Source organism: Filobacillus milosensis (assembly GCF_004402015.1).
Lineage (GTDB): Bacteria > Bacillota > Bacilli > Bacillales > Alkalibacillaceae > Filobacillus > Filobacillus milosensis.
On the sequence record NZ_SOPW01000012.1, the window covers coordinates 1 to 25,498 of the forward strand.

At 36.6% G+C, this 25,498-nt stretch carries 25 protein-coding genes; 8 read left to right on the top strand and 17 right to left on the bottom strand.

The window, feature by feature from the left end; all coding sequences use genetic code 11:
• Window positions 1-4: 4 nt before the first annotated feature.
• Window positions 5-85: a hypothetical protein gene (locus tag E3U55_RS17985; RefSeq protein ID WP_407644108.1), complete on the top strand. Its 81-nt coding sequence runs from the start codon at window positions 5-7 to the stop codon at window positions 83-85.
• Window positions 86-151: 66 nt separating this feature from the next.
• Here E3U55_RS17985 and E3U55_RS11275 read toward each other — a convergent pair whose 3' ends face one another.
• The 6 genes from E3U55_RS11275 to E3U55_RS11300 all read right to left on the bottom strand — a co-directional run bounded on the left by E3U55_RS11275 (window position 152) and on the right by E3U55_RS11300 (window position 7,398).
• Window positions 152-2,629 carry a S8 family serine peptidase gene (locus E3U55_RS11275; protein ID WP_228547545.1) on the bottom strand — a complete coding sequence of 826 codons (2,478 nt, stop codon included), beginning with the start codon at window positions 2,627-2,629 and terminating at the stop codon, window positions 152-154.
• 29 nt (window positions 2,630-2,658) lie between these two features.
• Window positions 2,659-4,059, bottom strand: a complete 1,401-nt coding sequence (locus E3U55_RS11280; protein ID WP_134340548.1) for a S8 family serine peptidase — start codon at window positions 4,057-4,059, stop codon at window positions 2,659-2,661.
• Window positions 4,060-4,213: 154 nt separating this feature from the next.
• A complete protein-coding gene (locus E3U55_RS11285; protein ID WP_134340549.1) occupies window positions 4,214-4,873 on the bottom strand; it encodes a response regulator in 660 nt (219 codons plus the stop codon).
• Window positions 4,866-6,689, bottom strand: a complete 1,824-nt coding sequence (locus E3U55_RS11290; protein WP_134340551.1) for a GAF domain-containing sensor histidine kinase — start codon at window positions 6,687-6,689, stop codon at window positions 4,866-4,868. Before E3U55_RS11290 ends, E3U55_RS11285 begins: the two co-directional genes overlap by 8 nt.
• 65 nt (window positions 6,690-6,754) lie before the next feature.
• A complete protein-coding gene (locus E3U55_RS11295) occupies window positions 6,755-7,069 on the bottom strand; it encodes a DMT family transporter (RefSeq protein ID WP_134340553.1) in 315 nt (104 codons plus the stop codon).
• The gene (locus tag E3U55_RS11300) at window positions 7,069-7,398 is read right to left on the bottom strand and encodes a DMT family transporter (protein WP_134340555.1); all 330 of its coding nucleotides are present in this window, start codon (window positions 7,396-7,398) and stop codon (window positions 7,069-7,071) included. The genes E3U55_RS11295 and E3U55_RS11300 overlap by 1 nt, the downstream gene beginning before the upstream one ends.
• A 170-nt stretch (window positions 7,399-7,568) precedes the next feature.
• On the opposite strand from E3U55_RS11300, the gene E3U55_RS11305 reads away from it, so the two are divergent.
• The 3 genes from E3U55_RS11305 (at window position 7,569) to E3U55_RS11315 (ending at window position 10,960) form a co-directional block, all read left to right on the top strand.
• Window positions 7,569-8,354 (top strand): ion transporter, encoded by a 786-nt coding sequence (locus tag E3U55_RS11305; protein WP_134340557.1) that lies wholly within the window; start codon window positions 7,569-7,571, stop codon window positions 8,352-8,354.
• Between the two features lie 149 nt (window positions 8,355-8,503).
• Window positions 8,504-9,370: a hypothetical protein gene (locus E3U55_RS11310; RefSeq protein ID WP_134340558.1), complete on the top strand. Its 867-nt coding sequence runs from the start codon at window positions 8,504-8,506 to the stop codon at window positions 9,368-9,370.
• A gap of 75 nt (window positions 9,371-9,445) precedes the next feature.
• Window positions 9,446-10,960 (top strand): polysaccharide deacetylase family protein, encoded by a 1,515-nt coding sequence (locus E3U55_RS11315; RefSeq protein ID WP_134340560.1) that lies wholly within the window; start codon window positions 9,446-9,448, stop codon window positions 10,958-10,960.
• Window positions 10,961-11,004: 44 nt separating this feature from the next.
• Here E3U55_RS11315 and E3U55_RS11320 read toward each other — a convergent pair whose 3' ends face one another.
• Window positions 11,005-11,619, bottom strand: coding sequence for a spore coat protein (locus E3U55_RS11320; protein WP_134340562.1), 615 nt, complete (start codon window positions 11,617-11,619; stop codon window positions 11,005-11,007).
• 186 nt (window positions 11,620-11,805) lie between these two features.
• Here E3U55_RS11320 and E3U55_RS11325 point away from each other — a divergent pair, with 186 nt between their 5' ends.
• From E3U55_RS11325 to E3U55_RS11335, 3 genes are read left to right on the top strand one after another with little or no spacing between them, the layout of a single operon-like run.
• On the top strand, window positions 11,806-12,129 hold the full coding sequence (locus E3U55_RS11325) for a PadR family transcriptional regulator (protein WP_134340564.1): 324 nt from the start codon (window positions 11,806-11,808) through the stop codon (window positions 12,127-12,129).
• Complete coding sequence (locus E3U55_RS11330) at window positions 12,122-12,670, top strand: DUF1700 domain-containing protein (RefSeq protein ID WP_134340566.1); 549 nt, start codon at window positions 12,122-12,124, stop codon at window positions 12,668-12,670. Before E3U55_RS11325 ends, E3U55_RS11330 begins: the two co-directional genes overlap by 8 nt.
• 1 nt (window position 12,671) lies before the next feature.
• Complete coding sequence (locus E3U55_RS11335) at window positions 12,672-13,517, top strand: DUF4097 family beta strand repeat-containing protein (RefSeq protein WP_134340567.1); 846 nt, start codon at window positions 12,672-12,674, stop codon at window positions 13,515-13,517.
• A gap of 292 nt (window positions 13,518-13,809) precedes the next feature.
• On the opposite strand, the gene E3U55_RS11340 is transcribed toward E3U55_RS11335, so the two are convergent.
• The 10 genes from E3U55_RS11340 to cysK all read right to left on the bottom strand — a co-directional run bounded on the left by E3U55_RS11340 (window position 13,810) and on the right by cysK (window position 24,368).
• Window positions 13,810-14,943 carry a bifunctional cystathionine gamma-lyase/homocysteine desulfhydrase gene (locus E3U55_RS11340; RefSeq protein ID WP_134340568.1) on the bottom strand — a complete coding sequence of 378 codons (1,134 nt, stop codon included), beginning with the start codon at window positions 14,941-14,943 and terminating at the stop codon, window positions 13,810-13,812.
• Entirely contained in the window at window positions 14,944-15,867 is a 924-nt protein-coding gene (locus tag E3U55_RS11345) for a PLP-dependent cysteine synthase family protein (protein WP_134340570.1), read from the bottom strand. It lies immediately after the preceding gene.
• A 4-nt stretch (window positions 15,868-15,871) separates the two neighbouring features.
• Entirely contained in the window at window positions 15,872-16,342 is a 471-nt protein-coding gene (locus tag E3U55_RS11350; RefSeq protein WP_134340571.1) for an S-ribosylhomocysteine lyase, read from the bottom strand.
• 32 nt (window positions 16,343-16,374) lie between these two features.
• Window positions 16,375-17,010: a class I SAM-dependent DNA methyltransferase gene (locus tag E3U55_RS11355; protein ID WP_134340573.1), complete on the bottom strand. Its 636-nt coding sequence runs from the start codon at window positions 17,008-17,010 to the stop codon at window positions 16,375-16,377.
• Window positions 17,011-17,308: 298 nt separating this feature from the next.
• Window positions 17,309-18,118 carry a pyridoxine/pyridoxal/pyridoxamine kinase gene (gene pdxK / locus E3U55_RS11360; protein WP_134340574.1) on the bottom strand — a complete coding sequence of 270 codons (810 nt, stop codon included), beginning with the start codon at window positions 18,116-18,118 and terminating at the stop codon, window positions 17,309-17,311.
• Between the two features lie 157 nt (window positions 18,119-18,275).
• Window positions 18,276-19,508 carry an MFS transporter gene (locus E3U55_RS11365; protein WP_228547546.1) on the bottom strand — a complete coding sequence of 411 codons (1,233 nt, stop codon included), beginning with the start codon at window positions 19,506-19,508 and terminating at the stop codon, window positions 18,276-18,278.
• A 197-nt stretch (window positions 19,509-19,705) separates the two neighbouring features.
• On the bottom strand, window positions 19,706-20,443 hold the full coding sequence (locus tag E3U55_RS11370) for an ABC transporter ATP-binding protein (protein ID WP_134340576.1): 738 nt from the start codon (window positions 20,441-20,443) through the stop codon (window positions 19,706-19,708).
• Window positions 20,444-20,447: 4 nt separating this feature from the next.
• Entirely contained in the window at window positions 20,448-22,040 is a 1,593-nt protein-coding gene (locus E3U55_RS11375; protein ID WP_194840902.1) for an ABC transporter permease, read from the bottom strand.
• Window positions 22,041-22,228: 188 nt separating this feature from the next.
• The gene (locus E3U55_RS11380) at window positions 22,229-23,284 is read right to left on the bottom strand and encodes a Fe(3+) ABC transporter substrate-binding protein (RefSeq protein ID WP_134340579.1); all 1,056 of its coding nucleotides are present in this window, start codon (window positions 23,282-23,284) and stop codon (window positions 22,229-22,231) included.
• A gap of 154 nt (window positions 23,285-23,438) precedes the next feature.
• Window positions 23,439-24,368, bottom strand: coding sequence for a cysteine synthase A (gene cysK, locus E3U55_RS11385; RefSeq protein ID WP_134340580.1), 930 nt, complete (start codon window positions 24,366-24,368; stop codon window positions 23,439-23,441).
• A gap of 161 nt (window positions 24,369-24,529) precedes the next feature.
• Between cysK and kynA the strand changes: the two genes are divergently transcribed.
• Window positions 24,530-25,357 (top strand): tryptophan 2,3-dioxygenase, encoded by an 828-nt coding sequence (kynA, locus tag E3U55_RS11390; RefSeq protein ID WP_134340582.1) that lies wholly within the window; start codon window positions 24,530-24,532, stop codon window positions 25,355-25,357.
• The last annotated feature ends 141 nt before the right edge of the window (window positions 25,358-25,498 follow it).

Genomic DNA, 25,498 nt, shown 5'->3' on the forward strand with positions numbered 1-25,498 from the left:
TTACATGTATTATTACAATTATATACGACCTTTTTCAAAATTAAATTGCCACAGCCCTGTTGAATACAGGACCGTGGCAGCATAGGTGTTTTTTCTTGTCTCATTTCCCTGGGTCAGTTCAGGAACTCACCTTGGATTTATATTGGGGGAATTATTTAAAGGAAGCAGCTTGATAACGTGTGCTGGCTACAGCATATTCACCACGAGAGACATTCTGTTTGGGGGAGAACGTCGCAGTGATTTCAGGTTCCAAATCATAAGGTCCTTGGTTGACTTCAAAGTTGGCATTCAAAATATTTAAGTCAAGTGCAAGTTGAACATAACCTTTTAAATGTTCAGGAATTTCATCTTGGTCATCTAAAACAATTCGCTCACCTTTATACTGAACGGTTACGTCACCTGTAAAGTCATTAGCATCTTCCCCTAATCCTAACGCTTGAACAAATGAGTAGGCTAATTCAGCTCGACTAACTGAGCCGTTTTCATTAAATGCACCGTTATCTAATAACATAACGCCATCTTGATGTTGCTTGTCGTCACGTAAAGCAGCTCCTTGAGCAATTACTGCGGATGCGTAAGGCTGTAAATCAGATGACAAATCTGAAACCTTATCTAATTGATTTAAATTCTGCCTTATATTCGCACCCATTAACAAGTATTTGGCTAATTCACCACGATTTAATTGTTTTTGTGGTTTATACTTACCACTTGAATAACCATCAACTAATCTTTCACTAACAGCTAGCTTGATTGCATCTTCCGCTGGGTCTCCTTCAATATCATTCAATCCTGAATATCCACTAATACTAGTTTGTTTGATTGTACCGTGTATTTCTTCAGGTAAAGCAGTACCTTGAGGGTTTTCTTCAGCACCTCTTAGTCCAACGAGTTTAGCTTCCCATTCACCAGGCATTGGGTTATTAACTATGACAGTTCTGTCAAAGTATAATGTAAATAATACTGAAATACCTGAGCTATATTCATTACCTTTAGGATCAACTAATACAAGATTAACAGGATTACCTGTTGCCCCTATTACACCTTCAGCATCAACTTTAGCGTTGATTGAATTCATACCTTCTTCAACTGTAAACGTATGTGTGTTATCTGATACATAAGTGACCGGGTTATAATCGACTGTGAAAGCTTCAGTTTCTGCGTTAACATTTACTGAACTATTAAATTCCCGATTAGCATTTATTGTCTGGCCATATGCCTTATTAAACACGACTTGATCAAGAGCAGCATAAGCGTTTACGTAGCCTGAACCGACTTCCCATGATTCATGGCCAGACATGTTCGTTGCAGTTTGCTTAAGAATTTCTTTTATTTCATCTGGTGTTAAAGTAGGATCAGCTTCTAGCATTAATGCTGTAATACCTGCTACATGTGGCGTCGCCATAGATGTTCCACTCATAACCGTGTAATAAGGCAAATATGCTGTTTCGATCATTTCAGCATCTGTTTCAGCACTTAATACCGCTAATGGAGAAGTGGTTTTTGCAGAGATGATATCCACACCTGGTGCGACTACTGTTGGTTCATCTTTCCAAGTCCAAGTTTGACCATCCATTTCAAAAGTGCCACCAACACCTTTTGTTCCACGAGAAGAGAAATCAGCTAACGTACCATCCTTTTCACCTGCTCCAACAGAGATGACCCATGGCGCTTTAGCATATGGGTTATGTGTATTTTCGCCTGGTCCATCATTTCCTGCAGCAAAAAGTACTGTGATACCACGCTCATATGCTTTTTTACTTGCTACATTGACTGGGTTTAATGGATCGAAATCACCTGAAGACCCCCAAGAGTTCGTTATAACGCGAATATTAAATTCAGATTGATGAGTGACTGCGTAATCAAATCCACCAATTGCATCTAGGATAAATAGTGCAGCACCTGAACCGTATCCGACTAAATCAGCTCCAGGGGCGACCCCTGCATATTTCCCTCCTGAGTGAGCACCTGTTCCACCAACTGTACCTGCAACGTGCGTTCCGTGTCCGGAGTTGGTATCCGTATTAACGATACCTTCTTGATAAGTTATTGGTAATAACTCTGGTTCCAGTGCATTTAAGTTTGTAGTGGCTAGGACGTTTTCAACAAGGTGTGATCCGTATTCAAGATCTTTATGAAGCCCATCGACACCACTATCATTGACGACGACTCCGATTCCTTTTCCTGTAAACGGTAAACCATTGTTTTCTTTATGGAATTTAGTATCAGTTTGTAATCGGCTAACGCCTGTTATGTCATTGGATTCAGCATTGTAATATTCTAATTCTTTATTTAAGAAAATGGATAGTACTTCTTCGTTTTGTTGTAGCTTCTCTATATGACTTTTAGTAGCTAGAACCCCCGCAATCGGTAAGGATTCCATGTATAATCCAGTATCAATGCCTAACCCTTCTAAGAAAGACTTCTGACTGGTTGTAACTGGTCCGTCCTGTTTGTAAGTAATTACAACTTCAACTAACTCTCCATCATCAACGGTTGAAAGTTTCGCCTCTAAGCTGTCTCCTAAATGAGCTAACGAGCCTGCCTGTGATGTTTGAGGAGATAAAGGTAAAAATAAAGCCATGACCATTACAAAAATCGTCAATAAACTAATAAGTTTTTTATGTTTCATAAGTTACCCCTTTCTAAATGTATATAAATTTATTTAGACGCTTTTTTTACAGCTTCATAAGCATTGACATAGCCTGCTCCAACCTCGAATGTCTCGTAGTCATCCATAGGTGTAGCTGTATTCATCAGTATTTCTTTTACTTCTAATGGTGTAAGTGTTGGGTCTGTTTCAAATAATAATGCAGCAATTCCTGCGACATGTGGTGCAGCCATTGATGTCCCACTCATTGTTGTGTAATAAGGGACATAAGCAGGATCAATGAGCTCAAGGTCATCAGCAGTTGCTAGTAAAGGTAACGGTGAAATAACTCTTGTTGAAATAATCTTATACCCAGGAGCCGTGACCGTCGGTTGATCTTGCCAATTCCAAGTTTCACCATCCACAATGACAGTTCCGCCTTGATTTTCTATTCCCCTAGATGAGAAATCGGTTAATTCGCCAGTTTTAGTACCAGCTGCAACGGTGACAACCCATGGAGCTTTTTTGTAATTACCGGAAATTGTTCCTTCCTCTGGGCCTGAATTCCCTGCTGAAAAGACCGTTAGAATACCACGATCATATAATGCTTTTGTTGCAACATTAACTGGGTGGTCTGGATCAAATGGTGTTCCAGCATCACTTGTATCACCCCAAGAGTTAGTAATCACCCGGATGTTATAATCGTGTTGATTAACTAGGGCATACTCAAAAGCACCTAAGATGTCCAAAATGGCAACCCCAGCTCCTGAACCATAACCGATTAAATCGGCTCCAGGTGCAACACCTTCATGTTTACCGCCTGATTTCTCTCCAGTCGCCCCGACAATTCCAGCAACATGTGTACCATGTCCCGAGTTATTATCGGTTGCAGGAACATCTTCTATATAGGTAACAGGCAGAAGTTCTGATACAGCGTTAAGGTTCGTAGCTCCCAGAACATTCTGAACTAGGTGAGAGTCATATTCAAGATCAGCGTGCGTTCCATCTACACCACTATCGTTGATGACAACACCGACCCCTTTTCCTGTAATAGGAAGGCCATTGTTATATTCTTGTAAGTTCGAATCTGTTCTTACATCGTTCACGCCTGTAAATTCAGTAGCTTCTGTATTTTCATATTCCAAAGTCTTGTTATATACAATTGATCGAACTTGATCATCTTCATTTAATGACTCAATTTGTTCTGGTGTAGCTATGAGCCCTGCTAAAGGAAATTCGTGGAATATAATGCCATTGCTAAATAGATATTCTTCTAGCAAACTTTCGCGTTCTTTGTAGGTAGTTTCATGAAAACTAACTATGACCTGTAAGCTTGCCTCGGTTTCTTGAAGAATCTCTTGCAAATGAGGGCCTAACTTACTTTCTTGTGAGGCAGATATTTGGCTGACATTTTGAAAACCTAAAGAAAGTAGTAAAACTAATATTGTTGCTGTTGAAAGTATTTTTTTCATCAACAATCCTCCTCTTTATAGAAAAGTATATATTTTCTGAAAAATTAAAGATATTATGCATCGGTCTAAAGATTCTAATACTTTTATCTATAAAAAATAATACTTTAGTATTATTAAAGAGCATAAAAAAACAACCATCTAATGCAGATGATTGTTAATCTAACGAATCTAATGTTGGCGGAATGCTAACTAATCTATTTTTCACAGCATGTATGATGAGTTGAGAACGACTTTTAACTTTCATTTTTTTGAAAATATGACTGACATGAATTTTTACAGTAGTTTCAGAGATAAATAAACTTTCAGCAATTTCTTTATTAGATAACCCTTCAACAACTAGTTGAAGCACTTCTTTTTCTCTACTAGTTAATTCATTTGCGTGCGGTTTTTCGTTCTTTCTTTGATGTAAATCTAAGAGTTTTTTAGTCATCATAGGGTGGATGTAGGATTCACCACGATCAATAGCATAAATAGCCTCGATAACTTGGTTCGTTGGTGCATCTTTAAGCAAATAGCCTTCTGCACCTAATTCGATGGCTTGATAAAAATAATCTTCTTGACTGAACATCGTAAGAATCAAAACTTTGGTTTCAGGTGATACGACCTTAATCTCATCTAATAGTTGTAAACCATTTTTATTCGGCATATTGATATCAAGCAAGATAATGTCAGGTTGATATTTTTGTGTGCCAGTTTTAGCATCAAATTCTGATGAAGAACCACCAATGACATTTATGTCTTTCTCCATATTAAGGATATTCTTTAACCCATCTCTAAGAACAGTGTGGTCATCAATTAAATAAACATTAATCATCTTCATCACCCTTCGCTTCAAGTTGTGGGATGGATAAATGAATAGTAGTACCCTCCCCGGGTTTACTGTTAATATCAAGTGAGGCATTAATCTTTTCAGCGATTTCATTCATTTGTAAGATACCAAAATGTGGCTCCTTTTCTACTTTAATCATTTCATGAAATAGCGAGAATCCTTTTCCATCGTCAAAAATATTCAAATGAATCTGTTTCTGATCATAAGTTAATTTTATGATAATTTGTGAGGCTTCACTATGTTTAATGCTATTTCTAACACTTTCCTGAAAAATATCAAAAACTGTTCGCTCTACCATAGAACTAACAGGGTAAGGTTTACCTTTTAACTGAAAATCGATAGGTAAATTAGTGTGTTGATTAAATTCACTAAGTCGCTTATGAATGGCAGGGATGAGTCCTGTTTGATTATGTTTTGGAGGTCGTAAAGTATAGATTGAGTTACGAACTTCCCATAAACTGGAGCGCAAATTCTCAATACACTGATTTATATAATGCTCACTGTCTTTAGGCTTCTGACCTAAGTATCGTTTGGCAGATTCAAGTTGTAAGACTGCTGCAGCTAGATTCTGTGCAATTCCATCGTGAATGTTTCTGGCAATTCGGTTTCTTTCTTCTAATAAATGGTTTTCTTGTTGTTCGTGTACTAAAATCCGAGTTTTTAAAGTGGCGGCTAGTTGGTTAGCTAAAGTAGCTATTATATTTTTTTCTTCTTCTATAAAACTATTATGTCTAGATTTAGCTAGAACTATGAAGCCTAGAGTTTCTTCATCAAGACGAAGTGGTGCATAGATGTAAGACCTCATATCTTTGGAAAAGATTTGGGACAAAGGTCCGCTACCTTCATTTTTTCGGTTTTCAAAACTAGTAATGGACGATATTTCATGTAGAAGTTGCAAAGCATTATTATCTAAATCATTTTTCAAATCTGGGAATACGATTTCCCAAACACCATCCTCTAGGGTTATTAAGCAAATTTCGTCACAATTTATAAATCTCTTTAATTCATTCATGGAATGTGGAAAACCATTTTCTTTTATCATATAGGTGTTTAGGTTCCTGGTTAGCTTAAACATTTTTTTAAGTCGATTTTTTTCCGTGTTTAATCGTACAAAACTCGCTCCAATGATAGACAAAGCAACTAATGGAGAGAAAAAGAAAAAATAAGCGACCGCATCAATGTTTCCCCGATTTTGATTTCCTATTATATAAAATAATAATCCGTACAATATTGAAAATAGAGCGCTACTTGATTCGGACACTAGTTTGTTTTTCCAATGTTTAAAAGTATAAGGTTGGGGTCTTAAAATCAAAACCAAATCTACCATTAAATTATTAATAATGTAAAAGGTGATAAGAAACGTCAAAAATGTTAATGTACCAGTCCAAACACTTGTACTAAATGTAATTTCGTTTAATGATAGTAACTCTGTAATCAACTCATGAGTAAGAAATAGACTTATTGCAAGCTGTGCAGGATTGAAAAAGATGGATCGAGCTGGTCGCTCGTGTAAGAGGTTGACAGAGAAGACAGTCAAACTATAAACAATCATTGCAGTTGGCAATTCATAAATTAGAACCATTACAAAAATTAATGGGAAATTAATGGTTGTGAAACCTTTCCAAACAGGAAATGGATAATACTCAGTAATTCCTATAAACAGAATAAATAGAACTAAAATTAAAGAGGAGCTGGGATTTATGTCAACAAAATAAAATGAACCAAAAATTATACTCCATCCAATGATTGTAGTGAAGTACATATAGAGTTTTGCGAAATGTTCTCTTTGTTGGTGTTGCACATTGTCATCTCCTTAATCCTCTACTAACATATTAGGTTCGATTAGAAAGGTTATAATCCTGCATCCTAAGTGATTATTTTTAAACCAATCGTTGATGAAATAATCATGAGGATGAATAAAATTCTAAGAAGTGATGTACGTTCATTAAACCATAGAATTCCTACAACCGCACTTCCAGCCGCTCCAATACCAGTCCAAATCGCATAAGCTGTGCTCATTGGAAGTTTTTCCATTGCTATGGCTAAAAATATAAAGCTTAAAGAAAACGCAACTATTAAAAGTAGAATTGATTGCCAATTCTTTTTTTGATGAACATAGTTAATAGATAATACGCCAGTCATTTCAAACAACCCGGCTAAGATCAGCGAGAACCAATACATTATTCAACACCTCGCTCGTCAGTTACTAATTTTAGCCCAATCACACCAAATAAAAGTAAGGCAATAAGTAAAATTTTTATTACATTAAAAGGGTCATCAAAAAAGAGAATATCTGATAGCACAGTACCAGCTGTACCGAGTCCTACAAAGACAGCGTAAGCCGTACCGACAGGGATTCTCTCGCCAGCTATAATCAACAAATAAAAGCTAATAAATATGGCTATAACGGTTGTGCTCCATTCAATTAAACTACCTGCGTGCTTTAAGCCAATAACCCAAATGACTTCGAAAAAAGCACCAATAACTACTTGTAACCAAGCTTTTTGCATTAGAACACCTCATATATAGGAAGCCCGAGAGAATCTAATGTCTCCCGGGCTTTACGTTTTGAATTAATTTGTAACTATTTTATCACGACTTAACGTCGAATTCTATTGAAACAGTTGTTTAGAAAAAAGTATAATTTATGTTAGGTGTTTTAAAGAAGGAGAGTTTATTTATGCAATCTTGGAGTCAATTCATTGTTGAGAAAAAAGCATTTCAGAATTTTATCATTCTATTAATTTTGGCCAATGCGGTTTTAATAGGGATGGAAACATACCCAAGCATTTATAATCAATATGGAAGTATATTAAATGTATTAGATATAATCATTCTAGCCATATTTACTATTGAGATCGGACTTAAATTAATTGCTTCAGAACCATCAAGTAAATTTTTTAGAGACGGTTGGAATGTGTTTGACTTTTTAATCGTGGCATTCAGTTACATATTTGTGGGGTCATCATTTGTCACGGTCTTACGTATTTTACGTGTACTGAGGTTATTTCGCACCATTTCAGTTGTTCCATCGTTACGAAAGTTGGTAAATGCATTATTAATGACACTCCCTTCTCTTGGTACAATTATGTTGTTATTAGGAATCGTGTTTTATATATTTAGTGTTATCGGAACGGTTTTATATAGTGAGGTTAGCACTGAATATTTCGGTACAATTCAACATACAGCCCTCACATTATTCCAAATGATCACACTTGAGTCATGGGCGAGTGGAGTTATGCGACCTGTAATGGAAGAAGCGCCGTATTCTTGGATTTATTTTGTAACATTTATATTAGCGGGTTCATTTGTTGTCCTTAATCTATTCGTGGGAGTTATAGTGAACAATTTTGAAAAAGTTGAAAAAATGGAACTGGGCCAAGACAATGGTGAAGAAGAGCTAAAACAGGAAATCTCACATTTAAGGACAGAAATTAAAGAGTTAAAAGAATTAGTTAAAAATTAAATTAAGGACAGAGAAAATAATTCAGAAAAGTGTCGAAATTTATTGCGGAATTTGTGATTTAATGGTACTTTTAAAGTAGTATATTTTACGTTCGTGTTACAAATGTTTCGTTTTATTTAAGAGTTCAATGATTCACATGGAGTGAGTATATGGATATTCGTCAATTTTTCAAAAATGTATGGGATAGTTTTTCGGTGAAAAGGGAAGAGCCAGCTTTTGCAACAGGACATGCTGTTGTAGAAGAGGAGAAGAAAAAGGAGAGTTATCAACAGTTCCAAGCTGCTAAGCTGTTTGATCGTGATAAAAACGATGATGAACCTAAACAGAAGCAGGAACAACAACAGGATGTCTCACCTTCTAATTTTGAGCCAACACCTGAACCGAAAGACTACCGAAAAAAAGATAAAATTGCGTTAGACTTATTAGTAGCGGTTGATCAAATGATGAGCGACCGTGATTTAGTCAAGCAAAATTTAGACGATGTGAGAGATCGTTTAAAGCACAGTGATGATTATGTGAATAAGTTAACGCAAGAAAAGGCACAATTAGAACAAACGGTTTCTGATAAAGATACTGAAATTGGTCGTTTAGAAGATCAAATCGCAAATCGCAATATGAAGTACGACCAATTGATGGAAGATTATCAAGATATGCAAATGCGCTTAACTCGAGAAATTGAAGAGCTTAAAAATAATATCAATATCGAAGAAGAGCGTTATGCTAAGTTGAATGAAACTTATGAACGTTATCAAATTGAATCAATGTCTAACGTTCAAAAACTTGAAGATAAAATTCGTGAACTCGAAGCTAAGAATGAAAACTTACAAAAGAAATATTACAAGATTCGCGAGGAAAATTCATACTTACTTGGTATGTTCAAGGACTTCAATAATCGCATGAGTTCATCATTCCAAGCTTATGATTTAGATGATGATTTAGAAACGAAAGCGAATGAGACAGAGCACGAAGACAAAGAAAAGCAGTCTGTCAAAACCTTCGAGCCGGAAAACAAATAATTTTGGATGATGAAGTCGCTTTGCCGGCTTCATTATTTATATATAGAGCTTCTTGTTGAGAAATGAGGCTAAGATATGTCATATACTTTTAAGTTAATAGAACTAATCGAATTGAATAATGGACATGCTAAAATTCGTATTTCAATTAATCAAGAGGAGAAGTTATTCTGGTTGAAGCTTGATACATTGACTTATAAGTCTTTAAATCAAGTGTATAACCAACTAAATGGATCGTTGACGCGCCTATCATTTATGTCGAAACGGAATCCGTTTACGGATAGTTTTTCTAGCACTTTGACAGCTGTAAAAGGGTATGAACAGCGCAAGTTAGATTTTAATTGTTCGGAGTTATACACTCATAAACTTAATCAAATTAAGGAAGCTAGTACTTTTAAGCAAATAGAAGAGCTTTCTTTTATTGAGTTGCCAGAAAATATGGCTCAAGCTAAAAAAGCTAAGGAAACCAACAAGAAAGAAAAACAGGGCGAGACGAACAAAGCTAAAGGGTTTGCTTCTTTTAAAGTTGATGATGTTGTAAAGCAAACTGAAACGACTTCGAATAAAAAAGAAGATGTCGTAGAACAGAATAACTCTACTTCTTTAAAAGAGGATCAAGCTGAAGAACAAGTCGACGAGGACATTATTTTTGATAAAGAGCAATCTGAATCGGATTCGTACAAGGAAAGTCCTAGCCTAAATCAATCACCTTCAATTAACGAACTTGACCTTATAGATCAAGATGAATCAGCACGCTGGTTGGGGTCCGTTTCTTTTGTGAAAGTTTTTCAAAAAGGTTTAATGGCCGCAGCAGCTTTAGCGTTAGTATTAGCTTTTTCTAATGAGCATTTCTTTGCTACAGAGTCAGAGACATCGGAATTTAATGAAGATAAATATTTAGTCAGTTCTAGTGTAAATTTGTCTGAAAAAGATGTGAGTATTGGTAAGAAGGCTCAGGAAGAAGCAAGTGTTCAAGGTGTTCAGGTTATTCAAAGTGAAAAAGAATTTCCTATGTATGAAGTCAAACAGGATTTATTCTATGGCTTACCTGAAGGGTATGTGGCTTTAACCTTTGATGATGGTCCATCATATTTCACAAAAGAAATTGTCGATGTATTATCACAGCATGGAGTAGCTGGTACGTTTTTCTTTGTCGGAACGCAAATAGAAAAGTATCCTGAATATGTTTCTTATACGGAAGATGAAGGACAAGTGGTTGGAAGCCATTCTCATCAACACGCTAATTTAAATAATTTAACGCCGAGCTTATTAAAAAATGATATTTTGGAATCTATAACTGGCCTTGAAGGGCTTGTAGGAAAACAAGTAGAATTATTCCGCCCGCCATATGGTGCAGCAGATTCTGAAGTGGTAGAAGTATTGAAACACCAAAACTTAAAAACAGTCATGTGGAACCGCGACCCAAGAGATTGGGAAGCCAATAGTAAAAATGATATTGTAGAATATTTTAAAAATGTTAACCCTTCTGGAGGAATTTATATTCTTCATGAAAATCAATATACTTTAGAAGCCTTGCCCGAGATATTGGACTATCTAGAGTCTAAAGGGTTAAAAGTAGTAGGCTTACAATAAATATTTTAAAAGGTACTTGAGCGCGATGCTCAAGTACCTTTTTATTAGTGCGCTTGTTGCTGCGTGTGAGTAAAAGAGTTTAATAATTGGTTTTGTGTCTGTTGATCAAATTGTGCCACTTGATAATAACCATTATCATTTTGATAAAGGAAAATTTCATATGCCATTTCACAAATATTTGGCACACTATCTTGAAGCACACGACGAACAACTGGGTTAGTCGCTTCTAATGCAGCCATTGTACAACCTGATGCAGCGGCTTTTAAATGCCCAAGCATGAAGCTAGAATAACATTCATCATTTAATTCTTCAGGGTTCATTTTTGGTTGCTTAGGCTGTCCTGGAGTAAGACCGTATGTGACATCGTTACTTAACTCCATGTTATAAGTTGTCGTAGGCTGGGGAGGGCGCTGTCCTGTTTGGAAAGCATCTACAACTGTGTTATATAGTTGCGTCATATATTGATGTTGTTTGTTTAAAATATCTTTTAGTTGTTGGTCTTGGATTCCTTGTTCATACAACTTATAGTGTTCCATTGCTCCAATTATGCCACCAACGACTTCTTTTACGTCATATAATTCATGTGCTGAGTGGCTTTGCTGAGCTGGCATTTGGTTAGAATTTTTCATCTGACTATTTGGATTTTGTTGTTGATCCATGGTTGTTATCCTCCTTTAAAACAGTGGTACAACTATTAAGATGTTTCAAATGACCTAATTTATACATGAGTCATTTTTATATCTATAAATAAATATAATTTACTACCTTGCATTATTCAGTACTACGTGGTAAATTATAGTTATCACTATTGAATTATATTCAGTACCGAGAAAAGAGGTATAGTTATGAACACCCAATTTAAAAAAGGCATCTTAGAACTTTGTGTTTTGGTTCTAATTTATAAAAAAGATCAATATGGTTATGAGTTGGCACAGAACATTTCAAAAAACATTGATTTGGCAGAAGGTTCACTTTACCCTTTGTTAAGGCGTTTAACAAAAGAGGAGTACTGTACGACTTATTTAGCTGAATCAAAAGAAGGACCGCCACGCAAATATTACCAATTAACAGACAAAGGAAAGTCATATATGGACTTTTTGATTAAGGAATGGGAAATGTTTTCGGTAAATGTGAATGAATTAATCAAGGAGGCTTTGAAGGATGAATAAGGAACAGTATTTAAAAGAATTAAAACAATTACTTTCTCCTTTAACAAAAGAGGAAAGAGATGAAATTTTATACGATTATCGTGAGCACTTTGATAATGGGATGCGAGATGGAAAAACAGAGCTTGAAATTATTAATGAATTGGGTTTGCCTAATGAAGTAGCAGAAAATATGCTGGAAGAACTTCCAGATGCCGAACAACAACCTAAAAAATCCAATACAGATTATGCGCGTATGATTGTTTTAGCCATAGTATTAATTTTCGTTAATTGTATTTTTGTATTAGCTCCAGTTGTTGCAATTATAGGTGCTTATATAAGCCTTTATAGCGTTGTATTTACTTTTATTTTTAGTCCATTTGTATTTTTGTATCATTCACTAGTTAATGATGTAGGAAGTGTAATCGCTAGTCTCTTTACACTTGGTATGGGTATTTCTGCTGGTGTATTGGTTTTTTTAGCTCTTTTATGGATTGGAAAATGGATTTATCGAATTATTCGTATGTACATTAATTTCAACATTAAATTGGTGAGGGGGTATTAGCGTGAAAAAAATTGCGATTATTGCAGCGATTGTATTGGTAGTTAGTTTTATTGGGTTGGCTATTACAGTTTCGGTCAGTGGGGAATCCTTAAAAGAAACATTCATGGGTCAAACAGAGACGGTTGAAGATAGTAAAACTTTTAATGGTGATGAGATTAAACATATTGAAGTGGATATAAGCAGTGCAGAGGTTAATGTTATGCGTACTGAAGAATCAAATATTACAGTCGAATATTATGGGAAGTTTAACAAAATTTATCAAAATCAATTTAAAGTCGAGAAAAATGGTGATGAACTTCAGGTTGAAAAAAAATTTAGCCCTTCCTTTTTTATATTTAACTTTGGTACAGAAGCGAAAATTGACATTTTTTTACCTGATCAAGAATTTCAATCTTTTGAGGTAGATGTTTCAGCTGGGAAATTAGATTTACAGGATCTAAAAGTTAAGGATTTAGAAATAGATACGAGTGCTGGAAAAGTGGAATTAGCTTCTGCTGAAACTGAACAAACATCGATTGATACGTCAGCAGGAGAAGTCATTGTTGATGGTATTACTGGTGATTTAGATATTGATACAAGTGCAGGGAGAGTTGAAGTTAATCTTGAGCAACTTGCACAGCATATCAACGTCGATACGTCAGCAGGAGAAGTAATAATTAATACGTCTGAAAAGCCAACAGACTTGACATTAGACTATTCAGCAAGTGCTGGTAGTGGTAAAATTGATTTTCCGTTAGACAGTTATCAAGAGAATTCACATAATCGAATACGAGGAATTGTCGGGGATGGGACTTACCGTGTTGATGTAAGTACTAGTGCAGGTTCGTTTGAGTTTAATGTGGATTAGAACCTTTTTATAACCAGTTGTGATTATTAAATCATGGCTGGTTTGTTTTTTATTAATGCGGCAGTTCTTTTCACTCTTGAAACCCACTTGTTAAACCTCTAAGCAGCTAAAATTCTAATAAAATGTAATGTAACTTCATTAATAGATATGGCAACTACATTAATATACAAACAAACTCCATTAATCGAAGGCATAACTCCATTATTACGCCATGTAACTCCATTAATAACTCAGTTAACTTCATTTATACAAAAAAGTCAGACTCTCACTTATGTGAAAGTCTGACTTAATATCAATTTAATGCCTGACTTAGGTCTTCTAATAAGTCGTCAACATCTTCAATGCCTACTGAAATACGGATTAATCCATCAGTAATACCTAATTCTAATCGTCGTTCTCTTGGAATTGAAGCATGTGTCATTTTAGCTGGTACTGAGATGAGGCTTTCAACTGCTCCTAAACTCTCAGCTAGTGTAAAATAACGTAATTTAGCTAAAACTTCATCGGTTTTTGCCTCAGATCCAACATCAAAAGAAACCATTGCGCCAAATCCAGTTGCTTGTTTTTTAGCTGTATGATGCCCAGGGTGGGTGGGCAGACCTGGATAGAACACACTGTCAACGTTTGGATGTGGTTCTAAGAAGTCCACAATTTTTCTCGTGTTTTGTTCATGTTCTTCCATACGAATGCCTAACGTTTTTATCCCGCGCATGAGTAACCAGGAATCTTGAGGTCCTAAAACGGCACCAGTTGAGTTTTGGATAAAGTGTAAGTCTTCACCTAATTGTTCATCGTTCACAACAACTAAGCCAGCCACTACATCACTATGTCCACCTAAATATTTTGTGGCACTATGAAGAACAATATCAGCGCCAAGGTTTAATGGATTTTGAAAATAAGGTGTGATAAACGTGTTATCAACAATTGTTAAAAGATTATGTTTTCTAGCAACATTTGAAGCTTTTTCAATATCGGTAATCTTTAGCAGTGGATTGGTTGGCGTTTCAATGAAAATGGCTTTAGTATTTTCTTGGATAGCCGATTGAATATTTTCGGTTTCACTCGTATCTACAAATGTCGAATCAATACCTAAGCGATTTAAGACACTTGTCATCACACGATAGGTACCTCCATATACATCATCCGTAAATACCACATGATCGCCACTATTAAAAAGTATCATGACTGATGTGATGGCTGCCATTCCTGAGCCAAAAGCAAAGCCTCTTTTACCACCTTCAACATCTTTTATTAATTCCTCAAGTGCATGTCTTGTTGGGTTACCAGTTCTAGAATACTCAAAGCCTTTGTGATTACCAACTGAATCCTGCTTGTAAGTACTAACTTGATAAATTGGAGTAGACACAGCACCTGTTGTTTCATCGCCGAATATTCCACCGTGTATAAGCTGTGTTTTCTTACGCATTTAATCCCATCCTTCATAAATTTGTTTGCTTAAATAACGTTCGCTACTATCCGGAAAAACAGTAACGATGTGACTACCTTCTTGTGCAGTTTCTGCTTCTTTAAGTGCTGCAACAAAAGCAGCTCCAGAAGATGAAGCGACTAAAAGGCCTTCTTTTTGAGAAAGTTGTTTAACCTGCCTAAAAGCATCTTGATCTGAAATGGTATGAATGGCGTCAAAATACCTGTTATCCATGTATTTAGGTAAAAACTCCATGCCGATTCCTTCTGTCTCATGGGGACCTGGTGCACCACCATTCAATATGGAGCCTTCAGGTTCAACGATGACAGTTTTGATGGAGTCATTTTGTTCTTTTAAATAACGTGAGACTCCCATGAATGTACCGCCTGTTCCAGCTCCAGCAACAAAAACATTAATATTTCCATCAAGGTCATGATAAATCTCAGGGCCTAATGTATTGTAATAAGCCTTTGGATTGGCCGGATTGGAAAATTGAGAAGGGGAGAAAGAGTGATCTATTTGAGCTTCTAATTCTTTCGCTCGATCAATAGCTCCTTTCATTCCTAACTCAGTTTTGGTATGAACAATTTCCGCTCCTAACGCTTTCATCAAAGCTTGTTTTTCGATGCTGAATTTTTCTGGAACCACGTAAATAATCCTAAAACCCTGATTGATGGCTGCTAATGCTAGACCAATACCAGTGTTACCAGCTGTCGGTTCAATGATAGTACCTCCTGGTTTTAGGAGGTTTCTTTCTAATGCATCATTTATTAATTCAACACCCAGACGGTCTTTCACGCTGCCGCCTGGGTTAAAATATTCTAGCTTTGAGAAAATTCGGCAGTTATTTGGAATATCAATTTGAGTAATTTCAAATAAAGGCGTTCTGCCAATCAAATCTTGAATATTTGAAACATAATTCATGACGTTATTCCTCTCCGAAAACATCTTTCCATTCAGCTTGGTGATCGAGCATTTCTTGTGCGAGTTCCTTTGCACCATCTAGGCTATGATTGGCTGCCCAACCACATTGAACTTCGTTACATGCTGGAACTTCATCTGCTTTTAATACATCATGGAATGTTTTTTCTAATGCTTCAATGATTTCGTCGTAGTCGTCATGGTTCAAAACGGCAAGGTAGAAACCGGTTTGGCATCCCATAGGTCCGATATCAATTACATTTTCTAAGTGGTTACGAATGTTCTCTGCCATTAAATGTTCGATTGAGTGTAGTGCGTCCATTTTCATGTGAGCTTTATTGGGTTGCTTGAATCGAATATCGTATTTGTGAATCGAATCCCCATTTTGTCCTTTCGTCACCCCTACTAAGCGTACATAAGGTGCCTTAACTTTTGTGTGGTCTAGGTTGAAACTTTCTACGTTCATTTTCTTAGTCATTTGAATTCTCCTCTCAAATATTAGTAACAAATTTATAGTTTTCTTGCATGGATGAGCCAGACGAAGTTGTTCAGCTGTTTAAACCTGACTGTGAAACCTGCTTGTTTAATGATATGTTCTAACTTCGGAATGGTTGTATAATATTCTCTTAACAAATCTTTAGCTAAGTTACTATACCCTTTCTCTTCGGCATCTCTAATTACCTTCTGGTGACTTTCTTCATCTTGAAAAATTGTATCTGCAAAAATGACCTGCCCCTGATGAGACAAAACATCGTAATACAATTCAAATGCTTCTTGTTTTTCATTATCAGTTAAATGGTGAAAAGTATAGCTGCTTACGATGCTGTCAATCTGATCGGACTTTGGAAAATTGATCAGATCACCATCTAAAATTTGTTCATCGGGAAATCTATGTTTAGCAATTTGAAGCATCTTTTCATTAGGTTCAACACCTATGACATCTAGGTTATAGTTAATTAATTTATCAAATAGATTACCTGTACCTACGCCGAATTCAATGGTTTTACCTTTAGCTTTGGAAGCTACCTCGTCAAGAATTTCCTCGTAATGCTCAAAAACTTCTTTATACTCTATATTTTGACCTGAAACTGCATCATTGTAAGAATCAGCCCATTCGTCAAATATATTCATGAACTCTCTGCCCATGTATGTTCACCTCAATAAATAGTATTCCTACCTGTTTAATAGGAATTATATTCATAAGTAGTATAACATGTGATTAAGTGAATAAGCAAAAGTGAAAGATAGGCAATGAATAGAAGGGGAAAAGTCCGGGATTCCCTTTCAAAAGTCCGGAAACAGGAGTTTTTTAAGCGTTTTCGACAAGATTCGACCAGTTAAGTTACCAAAAAGGCTCCGGAAATTAGAAAAATAGATCCGGAAACAGAAGAGTAGGATCCGGAATCTGATTTAATTTAAAAAAACTGAGGCAAGGGCCTCAGTTTTAGACATAATAGTGTATTTTGCGGTTCGCATATTGATTCACTGAACCAACGTAATCATTTAAGCGCGGTGCATCTTGAATGGCATTTGTAATAAATGATTTAGCAGATCTAATTGCTTCTAAAGGTTCTTGACCTTTTGCAATAAAAGCAGTGATTGCTGAAGCAAAGGTACAACCTGCACCATGAGTGTAAGTTGTGTCAATGATATCTGTTTCAATTAAAATAAATTCTTCGCCGGCATAATAGACATCAATTGCTTTCTCACTATCGACATCAGATCCACCTTTGACAATAACGTGCTTAGCGCCTAACTCATAAATGCGTTTGGCAGCTTCTTTCATTTCATCTACAGTGGTAATGTTGTCCATCTGTGCCAACTGTCCAGCTTCAAAAAGGTTAGGCGTTGTTACTAGAGCTTTTGGAACTAAAACATTGCGAAGTGCTTCAGCATTCTCCGGGTGTAGTGCTTCATCCTGACCTTTACATACAAGAACAGGATCAATAACAGCATCTAAGCTCTGCTTTTCAATGACCTCAGCAGCTAATTCAATAACTTCAGCTGTAGGCAGCATTCCAGTCTTCATGATGTCAACACCAACACCGTCAAGAATGGTGTGAAGCTGTGCCTTAACTGTATTTAACTCTATAGGATAAACATCGTGAGCCCAGTTTGATGATGGGTTTTGGGCTACAATGGTTGTTAAAGCTGTCATCGGATAAATACCGATTTCTTGAGACGTTTTAATGTCCGCTTGAATTCCAGCTCCACCACTAGTGTCGGAACCAGCTAATACAAGAGCTTTTTTCATAAAAGTATTCCTCACTTTCAGTACTGTTTTTTGGGCTACCTAAATGGTTAACTGCGCCTCCAACTTACCTTAAGGGTCGCCCCTCGGCAAGTTTTCTCACAATATTTATTGTAAGGCAATTTGTGAGGTGATACAAATAAGTTATTTTAATAAAACATTATGAAGTTGTTTTTGAAGCTGCACCTGCACCAGCTTGCTCTTCACGCCATTTCATAAAGAGTAAGATTAACCCGCAAGAAAATAGCATAAAACTTGTCATTAAAAACACAGCTGAAATACTATACCACCCAGCAACAATACCACCTACAACAGGTCCAATCATATTTCCTAAAAAGCGAAGACTGGTGTTATAGCCCATGACTTCACCTTGAATCTGTATTGGTGCCACTTGCCTAATGTAAGCCATTCTAACTGGAATAATACCACCTAATGTGACGCCCAATAGGAAACGTACGATTACGAGCTGCCATACTTCATTAACGAATGCACCAGGTAAGTAGACGATCCCGGCAGCAATGAGTAAACCAATCAAGATTTTTTCATACCCTACCTTATCTGCAATTCGTCCCCAGCGTCTAGTCATCAATAAGTTACCTAAACCGGTGATTGAGAAGGCGATACCTGATATAAAGGCTAGGTTGGCCGGCCCATTTAGCTCACTGACATAAAGGGCTAATATAGGCTGAACCGCAAAGTGTGCGATTTGCACAAACATAGACAAAATAATCACTGAAATTAACATAGGCTGCCTTAGAATGAACTGTACAACTTCTTTTCTAGAATAATTTTCTTTCGCGTTTTCTTCATCTTTGACTCGGAACTCTTTTACACCAATTAGGACTAAAACTCCAGCTAGAAAAATAGTTCCTGAAGTGAATTGAAACGCTTGAGCATAACCAATCGTATCGGCTAGAAATCCGCCAAGCATTGGACCCATTAATGTACCTGTAACTGTGCCTGTTTGAAGCGTTCCTAACACACGTCCTGAGATTCCTTTTTCAGTTTGTGTTGAAATTAATGCCTGTGCCATAGGGATGAACCCTGTGAAAACACCCATGACAAAACGAAGGAGGAACAATTGGAATACAGATTGCACTTCTCCCATTAAAAAGACACTGGTTCCTAAACCAAATGCCGCAATAATAAGGATGGGTTTTCTGCCAAATTTATCTCCAAATCTACCCCATATAGGTGAAACTAAAAATGCAGTTAAAAAAGTTACTCCAAATGTATATCCCGCCCAAGTCTGAACGTAATCATCTGAGAAATTGCCGAACGTCTCGATATATAAAGATAGAAATGGCATAACCATTGTCATACTACCTGCAATAAAAAAACTGGCGAACCACATGATCGCCAAATTACGTTTACCTCTTGCTTGTTGATCCAAGATTGACCCTTCTTTCTAATACTTCGGTAACCGATTATTTCGTTAGGCTAAATATTATCACAATTTACCGAAGTTGTCGAATGGACTGTTTGTTTAGTAATGTACCTCAAATCAAGGGTTATAAAGCATTTTTAGTTAAAAAGGATTATTTTTTTTAACCACCAAAAAACTCCTGCCACATGAGCAGGAGTTCGATATCAAGTTCTGGATAACACCCTTGGTTTTACGGCGATACGATCTGAAATATCACAATCCGTACCAAAAATTTCTTCTGGTGTGCCATTTTGAGATACTTCACCACCTCTTAAAATAACGATACGATCAGCTAATGCTTGAGCATCTTCTTGATCATGTGTCACGAATATTGAGGTAACGCCAGTTGTTTTTAATATTTTACGAAGCTCTTCACGAATTTTAATTTGTAAATCTGCATCCAAGTTACTAAACGGTTCATCGAAAAGGAGCAATTTAGGTTTGGGTGCTAAGGCTCGCGCTAATGCTACACGTTGTTGCTGTCCGCCACTTAGTTCATATGGGTAGCGTTTTTCGTAACCTTCTAAATTCACTAACTCTAAAACCTCTTGAAGGCGAGCTTTTTTATCTTTACGAGACCATTTCACTAAACCAAATTTAATATTTTCAGAAACTGTCATATGAGGGAATAAAGCATAATCTTGAAAAACCATTCCAATACCACGGCGTTCTGGTTGAACGAATTTAGATTGACTGCACATGCAATCATCTCCAACCATAATATTACCTTTTGAAGGCATCTCTAACCCCGCAATTAAACGCAATAAGGTACTTTTCCCACTACCGGATTCTCCTAGAATTGTAGTGATTTCTCCCTTGTTTATTGTTAAATTAAATTTATTTATCGTTAAATGATCAGAGTTTGAGTAGCGGTATTGTAAGTCTCGGATATGCACAAACATATGATTACTCCCTTTCTAAAACATGATGGAAAAAGTAAATTGCAATTGCACTAATGATAATGATTAATATTGAAGGCACAGCAGCTTCATGAATCATTTCATTAGAGGCGTATTGAAATGCATTAGTTGCTAATGTTTCAAAGTTAAATGGTCGTAAAATCAGAGTCAATGGAAGTTCTTTTAATATATCGATGAAAGCTAAAATAAACCCTCCAAAAATTGCGCCACGGATTAATTTTAAATCTACTTTAAAGAACGATTTTGTAATGTTTTGGCCTAATATTCTTGATGCCTCTGTAAAAGAAGTTCCAATTCGTTCAAAGCCAGATTCTATTGAGTTATATGCTACTGCTAAATAGCGAACGACATAAGCAAAGACAAGCATGAAAATACTCGTACTTAATACGTAAGAAGAAACTAAAGTATTTTGGTACATGAATTTATCTATGCCAATAAATAACGTTACTATTCCTACAGCAATAACTGCACCAGGAATAGAATAACCTAATATCGTTACTTTAGGGAAGAGTTTTGCTGTTAAACCACGGTGTAACCTGGAAAAATTACTAATCACAATAGCCATAATAGTTATTAATGTAGCTGCGATTAAAGCAACCATTATTGTATTACCAATCACACTTAGTAAATCCTCTGAGAAAAATTGTTCATATGTTAGGGTTGCCCAGTAAATCAGTTGTATGAATGGAATAATAAATGCGACCGCAAATACTGTCGTTGCATAGCTAAATGCCACCCACTTACTGACTCCTTTTAGTTGCACTGGTTTTAGTAATTTAACTTTTGTTGTTGTGAAACTGAATCGTTTTCTTCCTCTAAGGACTCTCTCAGCAATTAATAACCCTAAAATAATAAGCATTAAGGTACCTGATAGTTTAATGGCTGAAGCTAAATCGCCAAGCCCAAACCATGTTTGGAATATAGCGGTTGTAAATGTTTGAATCCCGTAGTATTTTACAACGCCATAATCATTTAACACTTCAAGAATAACTAAGCTTACTCCAGCAACAATAGATGTCCGCGCTAATGGTAGAACGATCTTGAAATAAATTTTCCAAGGATTACTTCCCAGTAGTCGCGCATTTTCTATTAGAGATGTTGATTGTCTTGCTAAAAATGCTTTAGTAATTGTAAAAACATATGGGAACAGGAAAATCACAAATATAAAAATAGTACCTGGCATATTCATAATATCGAAATATTGTTGGTCCACTGTCACGCCAAACTGATTACGTAAAGTGGTTTGAATGACACCTGTATAATTAATAATTCCGTGATATGTGTAAGCGCCAATGTAAGGTGGAATAGCTAATGGTAAAATTAGCCCCCATTGAAAAAAGTTCCGCAGCGGGAATTGATAGGCGGAAATAATCCAGGCCAGACTAGAACCCACTATGGCACTTAGAACTCCAACAGCAACCACTAATATAAGTGAATTTTTAATATATGTGTTCAACATGTATTCTCGAATGTGTGCCCAATTCTCATTTGGTTCACTGAAAAATTGAAAAATGATGGATAAGTTGGGGAGTAGAATGAGTATGATAAATACAATGCTCAAGATTGCCCAACTATTCATATTGCTTTTAATATTTCTAATCCAATTCAAAGAGTTCACGCCCTTAATTCTAATACACCTTATCCATCATACAAAATAATTAATCGTTTAGTAAGTCTCTCAGCTGAAGTATTTAAAAACGGACATAATAAAGACTTAAAAACCAAAACAGGCTGCTGAAAATTCAACAACCTGACTTAATTTTGCTATTACTTCCAATTTACTTCATTGAAAATTTTAACTGCTTCTGCATTGTTTTCACCTAAGATTGACAGGTTAATATCCTGTTCTTTGAAGTCTCCCCACTGTTTTAATGTTTCAGCTGGTTCAACATTCGGGTTAACTGGATATTCGTAGTTCGCGCTTGCGAATTGTTTCTGAACATCTTTAGATGATAAAAATTCGATTAACTTAACTGCGTTTTCTTTATTTTTTGCGTGTTTTGTAACTGCGATTCCACTAACGTTGACATGTGTACCTGTTGTTTCCTGATTAGGGAAGATGACTCCCAGCTGTTCAGCTACTTTAACTTCCTCTTCATCAGCAGAATTTAGCATACCACCAAGGTAATAAGTGTTCATAACGGCTAGATCACCTTCGCCAGCAACAACACCTTTAGCTTGATCACGGTCTCCACCTTGTGGATCACGAGCCATGTTATTTACAACACCTTCAGCCCAAGCTTTAGCTTCTTCGCGTCCTTTTAACTCAATAAACGATGCTAATAATGACTGGTTATAAATGTTCTCTGATGAACGAATTAATACTTTGTCTTCCCATTTTGATTCAGTTAGATCTTCGTAAGTTTTGACTTCACTCGGGTCAACACGGTCTTTATGATAAACAATTACACGCGCACGTTTAGTAAGGCCAAACCATTTATTGTCTTTATCACGTAAATTTTCAGGGATGTTTTCATTAATCGTGTCATTGTCAATGCTTTGTAGTAATCCAGCGTCTTTTGCACGGAATAAACGACCAGCATCTGATGTGTAGAATAAGTCAGCAGTTTGTTCACCTTCACGCTTCATACGTTCAATTAATTCATCTTCGTCACCTTTAATGACATTAACTTTAATTCCAGTTTCATCTGTAAATTCTTTATAAAGCTCATCATCAATGTCGTAATGACGGCTAGTGTATAAATTAATTTCCTCTTCACTTGATTCATTGCTGTCACCATCTGAAGTACTATCGTCTCCACATGCTGCAAGGAAGATAACCGAGAGGATGATTGATGTTAATAAGAAATACTTGATTTTCATAACTATTTAACTCCTTTTCTTAGTTTGGTATTGAGAATAATTATCATTTTCATTTACTATTGTTATTGAAAATCATTCTCAAGTCAATAGATTTTTAAAAAAAATATAAAAAACCTGCTCCCTTATTATGGAAGCAGGTTCATTGTCTTATGAATTAAAGATCAAATAGGTCACCTGATAGATAACGTTCACCAGTGTCAGGTGCGACAGCGATGACCACTTCACCAGGTTGTTTACGCTTAGCAACTTCAATAGCTGCATAAGTTGTTGCACCGCCTGAAGGACCAACTAAAATACCTTCTTCGCGTGCTAATCGACGCGTAATATCATAAGCTTGATCGTCTTCAATTTTTAAAATCTCATCGCAAACATCCAAATTTAACGTGTCCGGTACAAAGCCAGGACTTGTTCCGACAAGTTTGTGCTTACCTGGCTGACCTCCAGATAAAACAGGCGATCCTGCAGGTTCCACAACGTGTACGGTTAGATCTTTATATACCTTTTTCAATTCCTCACCAGTTCCTGTCACCGTACCGCCCGTACCTGAACTCGCAACAAACGCTGACAACGGCTTGCCAAGTTGTTTCATCGCTTCTTGAATTTCTAGTGCAGTCGATTTACGGTGTGCATCCGGGTTGGCCTGGTTTTCAAACTGCATCGGCATAAAACTATTTGGAATTTCATTAAGTAATTCTTTAGCTTTTTCAATCGCTCCAGGCATTTTTTTATCCCCAGGAGTCAAGACCACTTCGGCACCATAAGCTTTTAGCATATTAATGCGCTCTTTAGTCATCGTGTCAGGCATCACAAGGATTGCCTTATAACCACGAGCGGCCGCATTCATCGCAAGACCGATTCCTGTGTTACCGCTTGTCGGTTCAATAATCGTCGAGCCCTCTTTAAGATGACCTTGTTTTTCAGCCTCTAAAATCATGTTATAAGCTGCACGGTCTTTCACACTTCCACTAGGGTTGAACATTTCAAGTTTTAGATAAATATCAGCACCGTTTGCTGGATTAAGTCGATTTAATTTTACTAGTGGCGTATCACCAATTAATTCTGCAATATTATTTACAACACGCATGCTCTTCACATCCTTTAATATCAATCTCAATAACCTCAGTTTACCAATAGGGATTAAACGAATTCAACTATCTCGATTTACTTTTATCATACCACAGCCTCTTATATTCTATGGCTAAATATGTGTTAAGATAAAAGAAAAAAGGTGAGTGACAAAACCAAATGACTTATAAAGATGAAAAAGGGATACATACAGATTTTAAAGAGCGTATGACTTATGGTGATTATCTCGATTTAGACTCCATATTGAACGCCCAACATCGTTTATCTGATCACCATGATGAAATGTTATTTATTATCATTCACCAAGTCAGTGAACTGTGGATGAAACTAACCTTACACGAAATTCGCGCTGCCATTACATCCATCAAAGACGAAAACTTCGACAGCGCATTTAAACAGCTAGCACGCGTATCAAAAATTCAAAACCAGATTATCCAAGCATGGGACGTGCTCGCAACCATGACGCCAGCAGAGTACTTAGAGTTCCGCGACCATCTAGGCCAAGCATCAGGATTCCAATCGTATCAATATCGAATGGTCGAATTTGCCCTAGGTTATAAAACGCCACATGTGTTAAAGATTTATGAAAAAGACGAAGCGCTCCATCAACAATTACAAGAAGCCTATGAAGCACCTGGCCTATATGATGTAGCGATTGAAACACTAGCGAAATCAGATTTTGACATCGACTCCAGTGTTCTGCAGCGAGACCTGACGAAGACTTACGAGGCCAACGAAAGCGTTGAGAAGGCTTGGATAGAAGTGTACCGCAATGTCGACAAGTATTGGGATCTATATGAACTGGCAGAGAAGTTAGTGGACATTGAAGACTGGATGCAGCAATGGCGTTTCAGGCATATGAAAACCGTTGAACGAATTATCGGCCATAAGAAGGGGACAGGCGGCTCCTCAGGTGTCGGTTATTTAAAGAGTGTGCTCGATCACTATTTCTTCCCTGAGCTGTGGAATGTCAGAAGTAAATTATAAGTAGGACAGGCTCGCTTAGTTGCGAGCCTTTTTTTACTTTTTAGGGAAAAGCCTGTGGTGATAGGACCAAGTTTTCTCATAAATAGTTGCAAGGTTCGCATATGAAAGTTGCTATGTTCTTATAGAAGGGAGGATCTTTCT

What these genes read in the sequence shown, in the direction of transcription:
- E3U55_RS17985 (WP_407644108.1), top strand. Translation starts at nt 5, where the DNA reads ATGTATTATTACAATTATATACGACCTTTTTCAAAATTAAATTGCCAC.
- E3U55_RS11275 (WP_228547545.1), bottom strand. Translation starts at nt 2,629, where the DNA reads ATGAAACATAAAAAACTTATTAGTTTATTGACGATTTTTGTAATGGTC.
- E3U55_RS11280 (WP_134340548.1), bottom strand. Translation starts at nt 4,059, where the DNA reads ATGAAAAAAATACTTTCAACAGCAACAATATTAGTTTTACTACTTTCT.
- E3U55_RS11285 (WP_134340549.1), bottom strand. Translation starts at nt 4,873, where the DNA reads ATGATTAATGTTTATTTAATTGATGACCACACTGTTCTTAGAGATGGG.
- E3U55_RS11295 (WP_134340553.1), bottom strand. Translation starts at nt 7,069, where the DNA reads ATGTATTGGTTCTCGCTGATCTTAGCCGGGTTGTTTGAAATGACTGGC.
- E3U55_RS11300 (WP_134340555.1), bottom strand. Translation starts at nt 7,398, where the DNA reads ATGCAAAAAGCTTGGTTACAAGTAGTTATTGGTGCTTTTTTCGAAGTC.
- E3U55_RS11305 (WP_134340557.1), top strand. Translation starts at nt 7,569, where the DNA reads ATGCAATCTTGGAGTCAATTCATTGTTGAGAAAAAAGCATTTCAGAAT.
- E3U55_RS11310 (WP_134340558.1), top strand. Translation starts at nt 8,504, where the DNA reads ATGGATATTCGTCAATTTTTCAAAAATGTATGGGATAGTTTTTCGGTG.
- E3U55_RS11315 (WP_134340560.1), top strand. Translation starts at nt 9,446, where the DNA reads ATGTCATATACTTTTAAGTTAATAGAACTAATCGAATTGAATAATGGA.
- E3U55_RS11320 (WP_134340562.1), bottom strand. Translation starts at nt 11,619, where the DNA reads ATGGATCAACAACAAAATCCAAATAGTCAGATGAAAAATTCTAACCAA.
- E3U55_RS11325 (WP_134340564.1), top strand. Translation starts at nt 11,806, where the DNA reads ATGAACACCCAATTTAAAAAAGGCATCTTAGAACTTTGTGTTTTGGTT.
- E3U55_RS11330 (WP_134340566.1), top strand. Translation starts at nt 12,122, where the DNA reads ATGAATAAGGAACAGTATTTAAAAGAATTAAAACAATTACTTTCTCCT.
- E3U55_RS11340 (WP_134340568.1), bottom strand. Translation starts at nt 14,943, where the DNA reads ATGCGTAAGAAAACACAGCTTATACACGGTGGAATATTCGGCGATGAA.
- E3U55_RS11345 (WP_134340570.1), bottom strand. Translation starts at nt 15,867, where the DNA reads ATGAATTATGTTTCAAATATTCAAGATTTGATTGGCAGAACGCCTTTA.
- E3U55_RS11350 (WP_134340571.1), bottom strand. Translation starts at nt 16,342, where the DNA reads ATGACTAAGAAAATGAACGTAGAAAGTTTCAACCTAGACCACACAAAA.
- E3U55_RS11355 (WP_134340573.1), bottom strand. Translation starts at nt 17,010, where the DNA reads ATGGGCAGAGAGTTCATGAATATATTTGACGAATGGGCTGATTCTTAC.
- pdxK (WP_134340574.1), bottom strand. Translation starts at nt 18,118, where the DNA reads ATGAAAAAAGCTCTTGTATTAGCTGGTTCCGACACTAGTGGTGGAGCT.
- E3U55_RS11370 (WP_134340576.1), bottom strand. Translation starts at nt 20,443, where the DNA reads ATGTTTGTGCATATCCGAGACTTACAATACCGCTACTCAAACTCTGAT.
- E3U55_RS11375 (WP_194840902.1), bottom strand. Translation starts at nt 22,040, where the DNA reads ATGAATAGTTGGGCAATCTTGAGCATTGTATTTATCATACTCATTCTA.
- E3U55_RS11380 (WP_134340579.1), bottom strand. Translation starts at nt 23,284, where the DNA reads ATGAAAATCAAGTATTTCTTATTAACATCAATCATCCTCTCGGTTATC.
- cysK (WP_134340580.1), bottom strand. Translation starts at nt 24,368, where the DNA reads ATGCGTGTTGTAAATAATATTGCAGAATTAATTGGTGATACGCCACTA.
- kynA (WP_134340582.1), top strand. Translation starts at nt 24,530, where the DNA reads ATGACTTATAAAGATGAAAAAGGGATACATACAGATTTTAAAGAGCGT.